Origin of the sequence: Kineosporia babensis (assembly GCF_021129305.1) — a bacterium.
GTDB classification, from domain to species: Bacteria; Actinomycetota; Actinomycetes; order Actinomycetales; family Kineosporiaceae; genus Kineosporia; species Kineosporia babensis.
The window spans coordinates 61906-78406 of the sequence record NZ_JAJOMB010000023.1 but is presented as its reverse complement, the minus strand read 5'-3'; the positions used below and the strand labels follow the sequence as shown (position 1 = coordinate 78406).

The following is a 16501-nucleotide window of genomic DNA, read 5'->3' as shown; positions in this document are numbered from 1 at the left end:
TGTCGAGGAAGATTCGCTTCGTCCGGCGACCAAGAAGCAGTCACCGGAAGAACCGGCTTCGAAAGGTGCGACTGCCATGGCCCCCGAGGCTCTCACGGGTTTCAGCATTCTGCTCACCTGCGACCGGCGCGCCGACGAGCTGGCCGCCAACTTCAGCCGGCGTGGCGCCGGGGTGATCCAGGCCCCCACGCTGCGGTTCCTGCCGCTCGAAGAGGACGACGAATTGATCAGCCTGACCAGACAAGTGGTGCGCCGGCCACCCGACGCGGTGATCGTCACCACTGCGATCGGGTTCCGGGGCTGGATCGAGACGGCCGACTCGGCCGGGCTGGCCCCGCACCTGCTCGAGGTGCTGTCCGAGGCCCAGATCATGGCCCGCGGCCCGAAGGCCCGGGGCGCGATCCGCGCGGCCGGGCTGATCGAGAGCTGGTCGGCCGCCTCCGAGACCACCGCCGAGGTGGTGGATGCGCTGGTGGCGCAGGGGGTGGCCGGTCGCCGGGTGGTGATCCAGCTGCACGGCGCCACCGACGAGAGCCTGATCGAACGGCTGCGGGTGGCCGGGGCCGACGTGGTCGCGGTGCCGGTCTACCGCTGGGGCCCGGCACCGGATCCGGTGGCGGTGGAGCGCTCGATCGAGGCCACCTGCAACCGCACGGTCGACGTGGTGCTGTTCACCAGTGCGCCCGGGGCAGAGGCATTTCTGGCCACGGCCGCACGCCTCGGACGCCGAGAAGACCTCATAAAGGCACTACAAATGGACGTCGTTGCCGCGGCGGTCGGTCGGGTGACGGCAAAGCCCTTACTGGAGCAGGGCATCAACCCCCTCATCCCAGACCGTAGCCGACTGGGCGCACTGATCCGCACCACCGTGGACCACCTCACCACCGTACGCACCCGCAGCCTGAACACCGAGCAAGGGGTGCTGGAAATGCGCGGTCAGACGGCTCTTCTCAACGGCAGAACGCTGAACCTGTCGCCCGCCCCGATGGCCATCCTGCGCGAACTGGCCCGCCGGCCCGGCCATGTGGTGGACCGCCCCACCCTGCTGACGGCGCTGCCCGGAGCCAGCGACCTGCACGCGGTGGAGGTGGCCGTGGCCAGACTGCGGGCCGGGCTGGGCACCGCGAAAATCGTTCAGACCGTGGTGAAACGCGGCTACCGCCTGGTCGTGAAGACATGAGAACGGTCAAGACGCACTGCCCGTACTGCTCACTGCAGTGCGGCATCGAACTCAAGGCCGGCGACCGCCCGGTCACCCTGCAACCCCAGCCCGACTTCCCGGTCAACCGCGGCGGCCTCTGCTCCAAGGGCTGGACGGCCGCCGAACTGCTCGACCACCCCGACCGCCTGCTGCACCCCCTGGTTCGGGAGCGCGACGGCGACCGGACCAGCCCGTTCCGGGAGGCCACCTGGGACGAGGCACTGGACCGGGTCGTCCACGGCATCCAGCACGCGCAAGAGAAGTACGGGGTGGAATCGGTCGGCTGCTTCGGCGGGGGCGGCCTCACCAACGAGAAGGCCTACACGCTGGGCAAGTTCGCCCGGGTGGCGCTGCGTACCCCGGCGATCGACTACAACGGCCGCTGGTGCATGTCCTCCGCCGCAGCCGCCGCCAACAGCATGCTCGGCATCGACCGCGGCCTGCCCTTCCCGCTGGAGGACATCGCCCAGGCCGAGGCCGTGCTGCTGGTCGGCTCCAACGCGGCCGAGACCATGCCCCCGGCCATGCAGTTCTTCGACCAGGGCCGGGCCGGCGGTGCCCGGCACATCGTGGTCGACACCCGGGCCACCCCCACCGCCCGCGGCTCGCACCTGCACCTTCAGCCCCGCCCGGGCACCGACCTGGCCCTGGCCAACGGCCTGCTGCACCTGGCGATCCGTCGAGGCCTGGTAGATCAGCAGTACATCGACGCCCGCACCACCGACTGGGTCAAGGCCCGCTCCGGCGTCAACGCGTTCTGGCCCGACCGGGTGGAGCGGATCACCGGAGTGCCCGAGTCCCAGCTGCACGAGGTGCTGGACATCCTGGCCACCGCCCGGTCGGCGATGATCCTGACCGCTCGCGGCGCCGAGCAGCACAGCGCCGGCACCCGGACCGCGCAGGCCTTCATCAACCTGGCCCTCGCCCTCGGACTGCCGGGCCGGCCCTTCAGCGGCTGGGGCACCCTGACCGGTCAGGGCAACGGCCAGGGCGGCCGCGAGCACGGGCAGAAGGCCGACCAACTGCCGGGCTACCGCAAACTCGACGACCCGCAGGCCCGACGGCACGTCGCCGGGGTCTGGGGCGTCGAGCCGGACGAGCTGCCCCAGCCCGGCTTGTCCGCCTACGAGATGCTCGACCGGCTGGGAACCGCCCAGGGTGTGCGGGCGCTGCTGGTGATGGCCTCCAACATCGCGGTCAGCGCGCCCAACGCCAACCATGTACAACGCCGTCTGCAGGCCCTCGACCTACTGGTGGTCAGCGACATCTTCCTCACCGAGACGGCTGCTCTGGCCGACGTGGTGCTACCGACCGCGCAGTGGGCCGAGGAAGAGGGCACGATGACCAATCTCGAGGGCCGGATCATCCGCCGGCGTCGGGCCCTGCCTCCTCCCGAAAATGTCCGCGACGATCTGACCGTCCTCAAGCAGATCTCCGAAAGGCTCAGTCGCGGGCAGTACTTCAGCGCCGATGCCGAGGAGGTCTTCGAAGAACTCCGCGAGGCCAGCCGGGGCGGAATCGCCGACTACAGCGGAGTGACGTACCAGGCCGCCGAACGGGAAGAAGGCGTGTTCTGGCCCTGTCCGGAGGGCGCCGAGCAGGACGGCCGAAGGCTTTTCACCAAGAGCTTTCCAACCATGGACGGACGAGCCCGGTTCGTCCGCACCGACTACCGTGAACCGGCCGAAGCGGCGGATGCGGCGTATCCGTACCTGCTCACCACCGGCCGGGTGATGCAGCACTACCAGAGCGGCGCGCAGACCCGGCGCGTGGCCTCGCTGCGGATGGCCCAGCCGGAAGCGTTCGCCGAGATCCATCCAGACCTGGCTCGTCGCAACGGCATCGAGTCAGGCGACGAGGTGGAACTGCGAACCCGGCGAGGCAGTGGCGTGTTCCGGGCCCGGCTCACCGACACGGTGCGGCCCGACACGATCTTCGTCCCCTTCCACTGGGGCGGCCGCTCCAACGCCAACGCCCTGACCAACCCCGTGCTGGACCAGTTCTCCCGGATGCCGGCCTTCAAGGTCTGCGCGGTGGCGATCACCCGGCCCGGCCCGAACCCGATCGAGGAGAACAACGTCATGCACAGCACCCCCAGGTTCCTGCAGGGAGTCTTCGGCTTCGCCGGTCAGGGTCTGCACAAGCCCCAGCCGGTCGACCCGGCTCTGGCCTTCACCGTTCCGGCCGGAAAGACCGCTCAGGCGCTGTATTTCCGCGGCGGCAACTCCAGTGCGGAGCTGATCACGGTGGTGCTGACGCGGGACGGCCGGCCGATGCGCTACTTCCCGATCGGCGCCCGGTCCGACGTGCACGTGCCGCTGCGGGTGGTCGAGGATCTGGTCGGTGGCACGGTGCTGGAGCTGCACCTGGCCGCGCCGGAAGAGGTCGAGGGCACCTTGGTGGTCGATTTCGGGCTGGTGGAGGTATGAAGCGCCGGCTGGTACTGATCGGCAACGGGATGGCGGCCGCCCGCACGGTCGAGGAGATCCTCGAACGCGGTGGCGGTGACCTCTTCGAGATCACAATGTTCGGCGACGAGCCGTACGGCAACTACAACCGGATCATGCTCTCGCAGGTGCTTTCCGGTGAGGAGGACGAGTCCGGGATCTTCCTGAACGACCTGTCCTGGTACGAAGAGAACGGGATCAGCCTGCGGGCGCCGGTGCGGATCACCCGGATCGACCGCTTCGCCAAGCTGGTCTACGGCGACGACGGAAGCTCCACTCCCTATGACATTCTCGTGGTGGCGACCGGTAGCCGTTCGTTCGTCCCCCCGATGCAAGGGATCTATCGCGAGGACGGGAACCTGACCCCAGGCGTCCTTGGTTTCCGCTCCATCGACGACACCCGCGAGATCGTCCGGCTGGCCGGGCAACACCGCCGGGCCGTGGTGATCGGTGGTGGTCTGCTCGGGCTGGAAGCAGCCCGGGGCCTGCAGTCGCACGGGGTTCAGGTCGAGGTGCTGCACGCGGCCGGGCATCTGATGAACCAGCAGCTCGACGCGCCGGGCGGGGCGATCCTCAAGAGCAGTATCGAGGCGCTGGGGATCACCGTGCGGCTGAACGCGCGGGCGGTTGCGCTGCGGGGCGAACACCACGTCGAGGCCGTGCAACTGGACGACGGCACCGAGATCGAAGCCGACCTGGTGGTCCTCGCCGCGGGCATCCGCCCGAACGTGGACGTGGCTGTGACCAGCGGATTCACCGTGGAACGGGCGATCGTGGTGGACGACCGGATGGGTACCGCCGACGACCCGGACGTGTTCGCGGTGGGGGAGTGCGCCCAGCATCGGGGCGAGGTGTACGGCCTGGTGGCGCCGATCTGGGAGCAGGCCAGGGTACTGGCCGACCACCTCACCGGCGCCCGGCCCGATGCGAGGTACCACGGCTCCCGGACCACCACCAAGCTCAAGGTGGCCGGCGTGGACGTGGCCTCGATGGGGATCACCGCGCCCGAGCGCGACGACGACGAGTTCGTGGTGTTCAGCGAACCGCGCCGGGGCGTGTACAAGAGCGTGATCATCCGCGACGACCGGCTGATCGGCGCCACTTTGATCGGTGACGTGAAGAAGGCCGCCTTCCTGATCCAGGCCTTCGACCGCGGCCTGGCCCTGCCCGAGGAACGGGTCGGCCTGCTGTTCGACCTGGGCGCGACCTCGGCCGAACCGAGCGTGGCCGACCTGCCGGACGAGGTCCAGGTCTGCAACTGCAACGGCGTCAGCAAGTGCACGCTGGTGAAAACCGTTCAGGAAGGCGAGAAGACGGTCTCCGGGGTGATGGACAAGACCAAGGCGGGCAAGGGCTGCGGCTCGTGCAAGTCGCTGGTCAGGCAGATCGTGGAGTGGGCCGCCGGTGACGAGGTACAGGCCGATCCGGCCGAGCACTACTACGTGCCCGGTATCCCGCTGGCCAAGCCCGAGCTGATGTCCCGTATCCGCGAGCAACGGCTGTACTCGGTCTCGGCGGTCTTCGCGGCCCTGGCTCCCGGCGGGAACGAGGACGCCAAGAGCAAGATGGGCCTGACTTCGCTGCTGCGCACCATGTGGCCGCAGGACTTCGTGGACGAGCGCGACGGCCGGTTCATCAACGACCGGGTACACGCCAACATCCAGCGCGACGGCACCTTCTCGGTGGTCCCACAGATGAAGGGCGGAGTGACGTCGGTGGATCAGTTGCGCACCATCGCCGACGTGGCCGAGAAGTACCAGGTGCCGATGATCAAGCTGACCGGCGGCCAGCGGATCGACCTGCTCGGCATCCCCAAGGAGGATCTGCCCAAGGTCTGGGCCGACCTGGACATGCCCTCGGGTTACGCCTACGGCAAGAGCTTCCGCACCGTGAAGACGTGTGTCGGCTCGGACTTCTGCCGGTTCGGCCTGGGCGACTCCACCGCGCTGGGGGTGGCGATCGAGACCCGGTTCCAGGGCATCGAGTCACCCGGCAAGGTGAAGATGGCGGTCAGCGGCTGCCCCCGCAACTGCGCCGAGTCGCTGGTGAAGGACATCGGCATCGTGGCGGTCGAGGGCGGCCGGTGGGAGATCTACGTCGGCGGCGCGGCCGGGGCCCACATCCGCAAGGGCGACCTGCTGACCACCGTGGACACCCCCGAAGAGGTGCTCACCATCAGCGGCCGGTTCCTACAGTACTACCGGGAGAACGCCAAGTGGCTGGAGCGCACCTACGCCTTCGTGCCCCGGCTCGGCCTGGACCACATCCGCGCGGAGATGGAGAAGGACGCAGCAGGCCTGGACGAACGCATGCAGCAGACCGTCGAGGGCTACCGCGATCCCTGGAAGGAAGGCCGCGAACCCGCCGTCCCCGGGCAGTTCCGCACCTCCCTGCCGCTGATCTCGCTACCCCAGGTGCCGGTTCGCGATGGCAGCACCGCGCTGGGCGGCCGGGCCGGGCGTTCCACCACCGCCGATCCCCGTCTGCCGATCCCCGAAGGGCGCTGACCATGACTGCGGTATCCACCGGCATCGTTCTGGGCGCGGTAGACGAGATCCCGCCTGGTGAGGGCCGCGCCTACCAGGTGGGCGGCCGGACCATCGCCGTCTTCCGGCTGCGCTCCGGTGCGCTGAGAGCTTTCCCGGGGGTCTGCCCGCACGCCGGCGGCCCGCTGGCCGACGCCCAGACCGACGAGAACGTGCTGATCTGCCCGCTGCATCTGAACACCTGGGACCTGGCCACCGGCTGCTCCCGTTCCGGCCAGCCCGACCTGGAGGTGGTCCGGGTGCACGAGGCGGAGGGACAGATCATGATCCAGATCTGAACCCCGGCGCGCCGGTCGCCGTGTACACGGTGAAAGGCGTTGCTGAAAGTGTGGAGGTGTACCTCGTGTCGTGCCGGGTCGCGCTGGCCGTCCCCGATCCGTTGACCAAGGCCGGGGTGGAAGGCATCATCGCCGCCAGCCGCCGGGTCAGGGTGGTGCCGGATTCCCGCTCGATCGATGCGCACCTGTTGCTGCTGGTCGTGCCCGGGCCGGGGGCCGAGGCCGAGGAAGCGGTCCGGGCGGTGATCGGGCCGCGCCGGATGCCGATCCTGGCGGTGCTCGACCACCCGGGCGACAGTGACGGCGCCGACCTGGCCGAGCTCGGGGTGGTGGCCTGCCTGTGGCGGGCCGACCTGACCCCGGAGCGGCTGGTCGACGAGATCGTCGCGGCCGCAGCCACCACCCCCGCCCGGCTCACCGAAGATCTGCGCACCTACCGCGAACGCCGGCGCATCGCGCCCAGCCGCCGGGAGACCGACGTGCTCCGGCTGCTCGCCGAGGGCCTGGCGGTGCCCGAGATCGCGCAGCGCCTGGCCTATTCCGAACGGACGGTGCAGAAGACGCTGTACACCGTCACCGCCCGGCTCGAACTGCGCAACCGGACCCATGCGGTGGCCTACGCCTGGCGAGAGGGAGTGCTGTGACTGCCGAAGTGGTGAGCCCGCGGCGGGTGGCCGAGCCCGTGCCGACCCTGCGGATCAGCGTGCTGGCGGCCGACCAGCTGGACGAGGCCGGGGTGGTGAACCTGATCGCCCGGCGCCCGGAACTGACCCTGCAGCCGATCGACCGGCTCGACGAGGCGGCCGTCCTGCTGCTGGCCGCGCCCCGGATCACCGCCCAGGTGCTGCGCCAGCTGCGTGAGCTCACCGCCGGGCGGAACATCCCGATCGCCGCGATCCTGGAACGTTTCGGCGAGGTCGACCTGCTCACCGCCGTCGAAGTCGGCCTGCGCGGTGTGATCTGGCGCCCGCAGGTCACCCTGGAGGGCTTCGCCTCGCTGGTCCAGGTGGTCGGCGCCGGCGGCGGGGAGATGCCCCGGGAGCTGCAGGGCCGGCTGGTCCGGGAGATGGTCGAGCTGCAGCGCACCGTGCTGATCCCGCGCGGGCTGACCCCTTCCGGTCTGCAGCGCCGCGAGATCGAGGTGCTGGAGCTGATCGCCGAGGGCCTGGAGACCGGTGAGATCGCCGAGCGGATGCAGTACTCGCAGCGCACGGTCAAGAACATCATCTCCGGCATGATGACCCGGCTGGGGCTGCGCAACCGTTCTCACGCGGTGGCCTACGCCCTACGCGCAGGCCTGCTCTAACAACCCTGCTGCACGGCGACTTTGGCGTAACCCAGGGTCTGCCGCACGTACTGGTAGGTCCAGTTCAGCGGCCGGATCGACATTTCCGGGGCAACCATGTGCAGCCGGCCCGAGTAGCAGCGCTTCACGATCGTGCGGGTGCGGCTGACGTGATACTTCGCCGCCACCACGGCCACGTCGTCCCAGCCGCGTTCGGTGGCCAGCCTACCTAGCTCGCGCGCCTCGCCGCGGGTGGTGCGCGGATCGGGGTCGAAGCAGATCAGCTCGTAGGTGGTGGGCCGGGACGCGCACAGGTCGTGGATGCCCTGGAACGCCTCGTCCTGGGGGTAGGGGTTGGAGACCAGCACCACCGGCGCAATGCCCTGCTCGGCCAGCCCCACCGCGTAGTAGGCCGTCTCGGTACGTCCGCCCAGAGCCAGCACCGCGTCGATCCGGTCGTCCGACTGCAGCGTGTCCACCTGCGGGAACGAGTACAGCCGCCCGCCGCCGATCCCCACCACCAGGGCGAACACCAGCGCGGCGACGGCGGCCCGGCGAATCCAGCGGCGCCGTGGACAGGTGATCGGCGCCCCTCGCCCCGCAGTAGCCGTCATGACCGCATTCTCGCCGCAAGCGTCCTCTGATTTACAAATAGGCCCGCGCTACCGAAACCGACTGGGCTCCGTAGGACGGCCCGAAAAGGGCGGCATGCACCAGTAAAGGGTGCAGTTGGTGCAGACGGACGCGGTGCTGCCAGCCCGGCGGCAACGGTGCGGTGGCGGTGTAGGCCTCGAGGACGATGTCGAGGTGGGGTAAGCCGAAGAGCGACAGCATGGCCAGATCGGTCTCCGGGTGGCCGCCGTGCGCGGCGGGGTCGATCAACAGTGCCCCCTCCGCTCGCCAGAGCACGTTCCCGCTCCAGAGATCCCCGTGCAGGCGGGCAGCTGGTACCTCGGGGCCGGTGAGCCCCGGGTCACCTTCGCGTAGTTGTTCGCAGAGCTTGAGGACGTCGGCCAGCCCCTTTGCGTCCAGGCTGCCGGACTCCGCTGCGGTACGGGCAAAGGGCTCTACCCGGCATCGCGCGTAGAACTCGCCCCAGTGCGGTGGGGGTTCGGCCAGATGCTGCAGGGGGAGCGTGGCGATGAACCCGTGGTTCAGGCCCGGCGGGGGAGCGCCGTGGTGCGGCGCCCCGGCCTGGTGCGTCAGGGCGAGCCGGCGGCCGAACTCCTGGGCTTGTTCGGGCGACGGCGCCATGCTGTCGTAGCGGGGGAGGGTGATCGACGTGTCCGTCACCTCGAGCACCTCGGCGGTGGGCACTCCCTCCGCGGCTGCCCTCAACCAGCGCAACCCGGCCGCCTCGGCCTGGTAGAAGCCCGGGGCGGCGTTCTCGTCGCGCTTGGTGAAGGTCATGATCAGGCCGGGTGCTCGGTGCGTTCCTGCAGGTAGTCGACGATGCCGTCGGCGGCCGCCTCGATCTGCTCGATCATCTCGACGAACTCGGAGTTCTCGGCACTGCGGTCGTAGTACGGGTCGGCGACGTCGATCCGGCGGTCGTCCTCGGCCACGTGCTCCAGTTCCGGGTCGAACGAGCGCAGCAGCCGGATCTTGTCCGCGGACTCCTCGTCCGGGGCCATCGCGTGCAGCAGCCGGAAGTGACTGCGGTCCAGGGCCACCACCAGGTCGCGCTCGGCGAACCAGTTCTCGTCGAACTGCCGGGCGATGTGCGTGGAGCCGTCGTACCCGGCCTGCTTTATCGCCCACTGCGCCCGTTCGTCGGCCGGATCACCCACGTGATAGCTGTCGGTGCCGGCCGAGTCGACCACCACGTCCAGCCCGGCGTCCTCGGCCCGGGCCCGCAGGATCACCTCGGCCGAAGGAGACCGGCAGATGTTGCCGGTGCAGACAAAACAGATCCGGTACGCCGCCATGCCGCCCATTCTCGCAGCGGGTCCGACGACGTACCGGATCAGTTACCTCAAGCGGCCGGAACCGGCTCCGGGACCGACTCCGGGAACAGCCGTTCCAGCAGGTCGGCCAGGGTGATCACACCCACGAAGCGGCCGTCCTCGGTGACCGCGGCCAGGTGGTTACGGGTCTCCCGCATCTGGTTCATCGCCTGGAACACCTTGGTCTCGACCGGCAGCTGGTACACCGGCCGGGCCAGCGACTCGGCCGGGGCGTCGTCCGGCGCCATCAGGGTGTCCCGCACGTGCACCACCGCGTTCATCGAGTCGCCCTCACCGATCAGGATGCGCAGGTGACCGGAGGCCTGGGTGGCCTCCCGCACCGCCCGCACGTCCGCGCCCGGCGGCACCGAGGTGGTGCTGCGCTCGCGCTGCACCAGGTCGCCGATGGTCAGCGACTCCAGCTGCAGGGCGTTGTTGATCCGGTCGGAGTAGCCCACCTCGAGCGCCCCGGTGCTGGCCGAGTGCTCGACCAGACTGCGCAGCGCGGCCGGGTTCCGGCCCGAGGCCACCTGCTCGGCCGGTTCCACGTTGACCTTGCGCAGGCACCAGTTGGCCATCTCGTTCAGCAGGGTCAGCAGGGGCCGGGTGAGCGCCATGAACGCCCGCATCGGCAGCGCCAGCAGCACCGAGGAGGTCTCCGGGTGCGCGATCGCCCAGGACTTCGGCGCCATCTCACCCACCACCAGGTGCAGGAAGGTGACGATCAGCAGGGCCAGGACGAAACCGACGATGTCGGCCGGCAGGTAGCCCATGCCCCAGGACTCGAACATCGGGGTGAGCCAGTGGTGCACGGCCGGCTTGGTCACCGCCCCCAGCGCCAGGGTGCAGGCGGTGATCCCGAGCTGCGAGCCGGCCAGTACCACGGTCAGCTCGGACGAGCTGCGCAGCGCCGCCCGGGCCGCCCCGCTGTTCACCGCCAGATCTTCCAGCCGGTGTCGTTTCGCGGCCAGCAGGGCGAACTCGATGGCCACGAAGAAGGCGCTCAGCGCGATCAGCGCGACGGTCGCCACGATGACGACGATCGGGTTGCTCACTGGTGCACCTCCTCATGGGTGTCGGACGCTTCGGGCTCTTCGACCTGCTCGATCCGCAGCCGCAGCTCGGCCGGCACGTGCCGGTCCACCCGCAGCACCTCGGCCTGGACGACGAAACGCGGCGGGTCGCCGTCCATCGCCAGCAGCGCCGGGTCGATCGGCAGCTCGACCTCGACCACCGTGCCCACCCCGGGCAGCGAGCCGTACCGGGCGATCACCAGGCCGGCCAGCGTCTCGAAGTCACCACGCGGCAGGTCCATGTCGACCGCCCGCTCCACCTCGTCCAGCGGGGTGGAACCGGGTAGCACCCAGGTGCCGTTCTCGCCCTGCGGCCGGCGCGCGCCCTTGCCCGGCTCGGCCGGGTCGTGCTCGTCGGTGATCTCGCCGACCAGCTCCTCGGCCAGGTCCTCGGCCGTGATCAGGCCGATGAAACCGCCGTACTCGTCCAGCACGCAGGCCATCTGGGCGCGCTTGACCACCAGCAGCTGCAGCAGGGTGGGCAGCGGCATGGTGGTCGGCACCAGGGTGGCCGGGCGCATGATGTCGGCCGCGGTACCCGGGTGGTCGGCCGCCAGCGGCAGCACGTCCTGCAGGTGCACCACGCCGACCACCTGGTCGTCCTCGTCGAGGACGGGGTAGCGGCTGTGCCCCTTGCTCATCTGCTCGCGCACCTCGGCCAGGGTGTCCCCGGCATGCACCACGCCCACCGCGTGCCGCGGGATCATCGCGTGATGCACGTCCTGCTGCGGGAAGTCGAGGATCCGGTCCAGCAGCAGCGACAGCTCCTTGGGCAGGTCGCCGCTCTCGGCCGACTCCGCGACGATGTGCTCCAGGTCGCGGGCGGTGGCCGAGTGCTCCACGTCGTGCGCGGGCTCGATCCCCAGCACCTTCAGCAGGGCGTTCGACGACTTGTCGAAGATCTGGATCAGCCAGCCGAACAGGGCCAGGTAGATCGTCGTCGAGGCGGCCAGCCACAGCGCCACCGGATCGGGTTTGGCGATCGCCAGGTTCTTCGGGAACAGCTCACCGAAGATCATCTGCACACCGGTGGCGAAGATCAGCGCGAACACCGTGCCGATCGCGATGCCGACACCCTGCGGGATGCCGACGCCGCCGAGGGCCTCACCGATCGCCTCGCCGATCAGCGGTTCGGCCACGTAACCGACCAGCAGGCCGGTCACGGTGATCCCCAGCTGGGCGCCGGACAACATGAACGACGTGCGCCGGGTGACCTTCAGGGCCCGCTCGGCCGCGGTGTCTCCCGCGGCGGCCCGGGCGTTCAAGGCGGCCCGGTCAACCGCCATGTAAGCGAATTCCTGCGCCACGAAATACCCGGTGACGGCGGTGATCGCCAGCACTACCAGGATTCCCAGGAGCAGGGTCAGGATCCACATCAGTACGTTCCCCCCTTCACCGCGTCAGTGGCGCAGATCTGGGGGCATGGATAGTGGTAGTCGTCCATCTCTCTCCGTCGTGGGTCCAACTCTCCCGCGCATAACGTGCCATCGGCGGGGCTGGTTCCCACCGTGAGCAGGCATTTTCAGCCCGGCGTCATTTGTCCGGGTTCACCCGCTCCTGGATCAGCCCGATCAGGGCCCGGGCCGCCGCACTCGGCGCCCGGTCGGCGGGCACCGCCAGGGCCAGCGGGAAGGTCAGGTCGGCGCCGGTGACCGGGCGCACCGCGATTCCGGGCACCCCGGCCAGGCCGTAGCGCGGGAACAGCGCCACGCCCAGGCCGTTGCGGACGTAGTCCGGGCCGATCGCGTACTCGGTGATCTCGATGACCACCCGGCGGCGCACCCCGGCCGAGGCGAAGGCCAGGTCGGCCACGCTGCGGCTGCCGTACCCGACCGGTGCGTCGATGAAGTTCAGGTCGGCCAGCTGCTGGATCGCCACGCTCTCCTGCGCGGCCAGCGGATGTCCCTGCGGCAGCACCAGGTCCAGCATCGAGGAGGCCAGGTCGATCAGCTGCACCCCGGCCGGCCGGGGCCCACCCGGGGTGACGAAGGCAAGGTCGAGACGATGCTCGGCCAGTAGTTCGAACAGGCCCTGGGTGCCGGTCGGGGCGGTGCGAGTGTGCAACTGCACCCCGGGATGACGCCGGTGGTACTCGCCCAGAAGCGCCGGTACGTCGACAAAACGGATCGAAGTGAGCACGCCGATCCGTAACGACCCACCCAGGCCGCCCCGCACCCGGGCGACCGCATCGCGGGCGTCGCGGGCCGCGTCCAAAGTTGCTCGGGCGTGCGGCAGCAACTCGGCCCCCGCGTCGGTCAGGCTGACCCGGCGCGAACCGCGTTCCAGCAACTGCGAACCCAGACTGCGCTCCAGCTGCTTGACCGCCGCAGAAACCGCAGACTGCACGATGTGCAGCCGCTCGGCGGCGCGGGTGAAGTTCTGCTCCTCGGCGACCGCGACGAAGTACTCCAGATGGCGAAGCTCCACCCACTCAAGCTATCGCGGATCGCGATGGCAACCAGCGTGAACATTCGTTGGACGCGATAGCTGCCGAGCGCGACATTGGACCGGCACACCCCTTCTCGACACCGGAGCACACGTCATGTCCCAGGCCGCCACCCTGCCGAGAGCCACCGTCCGGGGCTCGCACCGGCACGGCACCGGATTCTGGCTGATCGCCTTCGCCTTCCTCACCGCGATGGCGTTCTCGACCGTCCCCACCCCGCTCTACCCGCTGTACATGGCCCGCGACGGGTTCTCCACGTTCATGGTCACCGTGGTCTTCGCCGCCTACGCGGTCGGCGTGGTGATCAGCCTGATCCTGGCCGGGCACGTCTCCGACTGGGTGGGCCGGCGCCGGGTGCTGGTGCCCGCCCTGCTGCTGGAACTGCTGGCGGCCGGGCTGTTCATCGTCAGCACCGACCTGACCGTGCTGCTGATCGCCCGGGTGATCACCGGTCTGGGCGTCGGCATGATCACCGCCACCGCCACCGCGCACCTGGCCGAACTGCACGCCGCCCACCGTCCCGGCGCCCCGGCGCAGCGTTTCGAGATGGTCTCCACCGCCGCCAACATCGGTGGTCTCGGCTTCGGCCCGCTGATCGCCGGATTCCTCGCTCAGTGGGTGAACGCGCCGCTGCGCACGCCGTACCTGGTGTTCGCGCTGCTCCTGCTGCTCGCGGTGGCCGCCGTGCTGATCGCCCCGGAGACGGTGAAGCGTCCCGAGGTGAGGCCGGCCTATCGCCCGCAGCGGGTCAGCGCCGACCACGGTGACCCGGCCGGGTACATCGCCGCCGCAGCCGCCGCGTTCGTCGCCTTCGCGGTCTTCGGCCTGTTCACCTCGGTGGCCCCGGGCTTCGTGGCGGGCACGCTGAACCAGCCGTCCCGGGCGCTGGCCGGGGTGATCGTGTTCGTGGTGTTCGGGGCGGCCGCGGTGGCCCAGATCGTCACCGCCCGGCTGAGCGCCCGGGCCAAGCTCACCGCTGGTCTGCTGTTCGAGGTGGCCGGTCTGGTGGTCACGGTGATCGGGACGCACGCCGAGAGCCTGGTCGCCTTCGTGCTCGGCGGCGTGCTGGCCGGGATCGGCGCGGGAGTGCTGTTCAAGGCGGCGATCGGCGCCGTGGTCGCGATGGCGGCGCCCGCCCGGCGCGGCGAGGCCCTGGCCGGGCTGTTCCTGATCGGCTACTTCGGTCTGATCATCCCGGTGCTGGGAATGGGCCTGGGGGTACGCAGCTTCGACACCGCCACCGTGCTGACCTGGTTCGCGGCCGCCTTGACGGTGATGCTGGCGACGGTCGCACTAAGGTTGGTGCCCTCGAACCGTGGGTGAAAGGTGCGCGTGATGGCGGTCTGTGTGGTCGGCAGTGTGAATCTCGACCATGTCGTGCGCGCCCCGCGGATCCCCGGGCCGGGGGAGACGATCCTGGGTACGGACGTCGCGGAGCACCCGGGCGGCAAGGGCGCGAACCAGGCCATCGGGTCGGGTCGCAGCGGCGCCGAAACGGTTTTCGTCGGGGCGATGGGGAACGACGCGGCCGCCGCACGTCTGCTCGCGCAGTTGCGCGGGGCTCAGGTCGAGGCCCGGGTGCGCACCACCGAGGCGCCGACCGGCACCGCCTGGATCACCGTGGGCGACGACGGCGAGAACGTGATCATCGTGGTCCCGGGCGCCAACGCCACCATCACCGAACTCACCGCGAACGAGCGCGCACTCGTCGGCCGGGCCCGGGTTCTGCTGATGCAGCAGGAGATTCCGGAAAGCGCCATGCTGCAGGCGGCTTCGTCGGCGGCCGAGGGTGCCCTGGTCCTGCTGAACGCGGCCCCCACCCGCGAGGTTTCGCCTGACCTGCTGAAACTCGTCCACGTGCTGATCGTGAACGAGCACGAGGCGGCCGACCTGTACGGTTCCCCGGCCGAGGCCGCCACCCTGGCCGACGCTCTGCTGGAACGGGTTCCGGCGGTGGTGCTCACTCTCGGCGCCGAAGGTTCGCTGATCGCGGTCCGGGGTCAGGAGCAGGTCCGGATCCCGGCCCACCGGGTGCCGGTCGTGGACACCACCGGTGCCGGAGATGCCTTCTGCGGTGCGCTCGCAGCCGAACTGGACTGCTCGGAAACCGCTTTGGACCTGCGCGAACGTCTGGTCGCGGCGGCCCGCTTCGCCACCTCGGTGAGCGCCCTGGCCGTGCAGCAGCCCGGAGCCGCCAGCAGCATCCCCACCCGTTCGGCGGTGCTGAAGGCCTTTCCGAACTAGGCCGTGTGGACAACGGCTCGCGGGTTTGATTGTCTGAACCGTAGGGCCTGCTGCGTCGCAGCCCCCGGACGAGGGATGCCGTACCCGGAACGCGACAAGACGGCATCGGGAGGCTCGTCATGGCATGGATCGTTCTTGTCGTCTCCGGGGTGCTCGAGGCAGTCTGGGCCACCGCTCTCGGCCGTTCCGAAGGTTTCAGCAAACTCGGCCCCACCGTGGTCTTCGCCGTCGGCCTGGTAGCCAGCATGGCCGGCCTGGCCTACGCCATGCGTACCCTGCCGATCGGTACCTCGTACGCGGTCTGGGTCGGCATCGGCGCGGTGCTCACCGTGGCCTTCGCGATGTTCACCGGCCAGGAGACGGTCTCGGCCACCAAGATCCTGCTGCTGGCGATGATCGTCGGCGGCGTGGTCGGGCTGAAGCTGACTCACTGAAAGCTGACTCGCTGAACTGGGGGCCCACTCAGCGGCCCTGGAGGCTGAGCAGCACCACCAGGGCATCGCAGACCACCACCCAGAAACACGTCTCCGTGAGCAGCTGCCGGTAGTTCAGCACCGAGCGGCGTAGCCAGAGCACCGCGAACACCATGGTGATCAGCGGAGCGACCGCCAGTGCGCAGGTGCCCAGGACGGCGTCGAGGAATCCGCCGTCCTGGGCCCGCGACCTCGCGGTGAGCACCACCAGCAGTTCCGTGGCTGCGGTCAGGGCCAGGGTGCCGGCCCCGATCGCGCTGACCCGGACGGTGCTGATCGAGCGCCGGTAGCGCACCGAAAGGCGCGATTGCACTCCCGGTCTCACCGGCCCACCCCACCTTCGATCACCGTGCGAAGTTCACAGTCTACGGTTGGTGACCGGGGGTGGTCGGATCGGCCGATCGGCCGGAAAACTCCTGCCGCTCATCGGCGGTCCGAAGGTCCCGGGCGACCGTTCGGCGCAGACTTGCTACCGCTCGGCGGCCGTAATCGACCACTTGTCGACGTTAACGGCGCCTTCTGTCACATCCGCAACACACGTTGTGGTCTGATACCGCGCGGA

General features: G+C 69.8%; 16 protein-coding genes and 1 riboswitch. Of the genes, 9 read left to right on the top strand and 7 right to left on the bottom strand.

Annotated elements, in window-relative coordinates; genetic code table 11:
- The first annotated feature begins 76 nt into the window (after positions 1-76).
- From LR394_RS32475 to LR394_RS43355, 6 genes are read left to right on the top strand one after another with little or no spacing between them, the layout of a single operon-like run.
- Positions 77-1180 carry a uroporphyrinogen-III synthase gene (locus LR394_RS32475; RefSeq protein WP_231448440.1) on the top strand — a complete coding sequence of 368 codons (1104 nt, stop codon included), beginning with the start codon at positions 77-79 and terminating at the stop codon, positions 1178-1180.
- Positions 1177-3630, top strand: a complete 2454-nt coding sequence (locus tag LR394_RS32470) for a molybdopterin oxidoreductase family protein (RefSeq protein WP_231448439.1) — start codon at positions 1177-1179, stop codon at positions 3628-3630. Before LR394_RS32475 ends, LR394_RS32470 begins: the two co-directional genes overlap by 4 nt.
- Positions 3627-6155, top strand: a complete 2529-nt coding sequence (gene nirB / locus LR394_RS32465; protein ID WP_231448438.1) for a nitrite reductase large subunit NirB — start codon at positions 3627-3629, stop codon at positions 6153-6155. The genes LR394_RS32470 and nirB overlap by 4 nt, the downstream gene beginning before the upstream one ends.
- 2 nt (positions 6156-6157) lie before the next feature.
- Entirely contained in the window at positions 6158-6472 is a 315-nt protein-coding gene (locus tag LR394_RS32460; RefSeq protein WP_231448437.1) for a Rieske (2Fe-2S) protein, read from the top strand.
- A gap of 56 nt (positions 6473-6528) precedes the next feature.
- Positions 6529-7116 carry a helix-turn-helix transcriptional regulator gene (locus LR394_RS32455; RefSeq protein WP_231448436.1) on the top strand — a complete coding sequence of 196 codons (588 nt, stop codon included), beginning with the start codon at positions 6529-6531 and terminating at the stop codon, positions 7114-7116.
- Positions 7113-7778: a helix-turn-helix transcriptional regulator gene (locus LR394_RS43355; protein ID WP_231448435.1), complete on the top strand. Its 666-nt coding sequence runs from the start codon at positions 7113-7115 to the stop codon at positions 7776-7778. The genes LR394_RS32455 and LR394_RS43355 overlap by 4 nt, the downstream gene beginning before the upstream one ends.
- On the opposite strand, the gene LR394_RS32445 is transcribed toward LR394_RS43355, so the two are convergent.
- The 6 genes from LR394_RS32445 to LR394_RS32420 form a co-directional block, all read right to left on the bottom strand.
- The gene (locus LR394_RS32445; RefSeq protein ID WP_231448434.1) at positions 7775-8371 is read right to left on the bottom strand and encodes a YdcF family protein; all 597 of its coding nucleotides are present in this window, start codon (positions 8369-8371) and stop codon (positions 7775-7777) included. The genes LR394_RS43355 and LR394_RS32445 overlap by 4 nt on opposite strands.
- 31 nt (positions 8372-8402) lie before the next feature.
- Positions 8403-9170 carry a fructosamine kinase family protein gene (locus LR394_RS32440; protein WP_407937173.1) on the bottom strand — a complete coding sequence of 256 codons (768 nt, stop codon included), beginning with the start codon at positions 9168-9170 and terminating at the stop codon, positions 8403-8405.
- Complete coding sequence (locus tag LR394_RS32435; protein WP_231448432.1) at positions 9170-9685, bottom strand: low molecular weight protein-tyrosine-phosphatase; 516 nt, start codon at positions 9683-9685, stop codon at positions 9170-9172. Before LR394_RS32435 ends, LR394_RS32440 begins: the two co-directional genes overlap by 1 nt.
- Before the next feature lie 47 nt (positions 9686-9732).
- A complete protein-coding gene (locus tag LR394_RS32430; RefSeq protein WP_231448431.1) occupies positions 9733-10758 on the bottom strand; it encodes a hemolysin family protein in 1026 nt (341 codons plus the stop codon).
- Positions 10755-12155 (bottom strand): hemolysin family protein, encoded by a 1401-nt coding sequence (locus LR394_RS32425; RefSeq protein ID WP_407937172.1) that lies wholly within the window; start codon positions 12153-12155, stop codon positions 10755-10757. The genes LR394_RS32430 and LR394_RS32425 overlap by 4 nt, the downstream gene beginning before the upstream one ends.
- 154 nt (positions 12156-12309) lie before the next feature.
- Positions 12310-13203: a LysR family transcriptional regulator gene (locus LR394_RS32420; protein ID WP_231448429.1), complete on the bottom strand. Its 894-nt coding sequence runs from the start codon at positions 13201-13203 to the stop codon at positions 12310-12312.
- A 115-nt stretch (positions 13204-13318) separates the two neighbouring features.
- On the opposite strand from LR394_RS32420, the gene LR394_RS32415 reads away from it, so the two are divergent.
- From LR394_RS32415 to LR394_RS32405, 3 genes are all read left to right on the top strand, one after another.
- On the top strand, positions 13319-14545 hold the full coding sequence (locus LR394_RS32415) for an MFS transporter (RefSeq protein ID WP_231448428.1): 1227 nt from the start codon (positions 13319-13321) through the stop codon (positions 14543-14545).
- Between the two features lie 12 nt (positions 14546-14557).
- Positions 14558-15466 carry a ribokinase gene (locus tag LR394_RS32410; RefSeq protein WP_231448427.1) on the top strand — a complete coding sequence of 303 codons (909 nt, stop codon included), beginning with the start codon at positions 14558-14560 and terminating at the stop codon, positions 15464-15466.
- 44 nt (positions 15467-15510) lie between these two features.
- A riboswitch (guanidine-III (ykkC-III) riboswitch) is annotated at positions 15511-15575 on the top strand.
- Between the two features lie 10 nt (positions 15576-15585).
- On the top strand, positions 15586-15900 hold the full coding sequence (locus tag LR394_RS32405) for a DMT family transporter (RefSeq protein ID WP_231448426.1): 315 nt from the start codon (positions 15586-15588) through the stop codon (positions 15898-15900).
- Positions 15901-15928: 28 nt separating this feature from the next.
- Here LR394_RS32405 and LR394_RS32400 read toward each other — a convergent pair whose 3' ends face one another.
- Positions 15929-16252, bottom strand: coding sequence for a hypothetical protein (locus LR394_RS32400; protein ID WP_231448425.1), 324 nt, complete (start codon positions 16250-16252; stop codon positions 15929-15931).
- Positions 16253-16501: the final 249 nt, after the last annotated feature.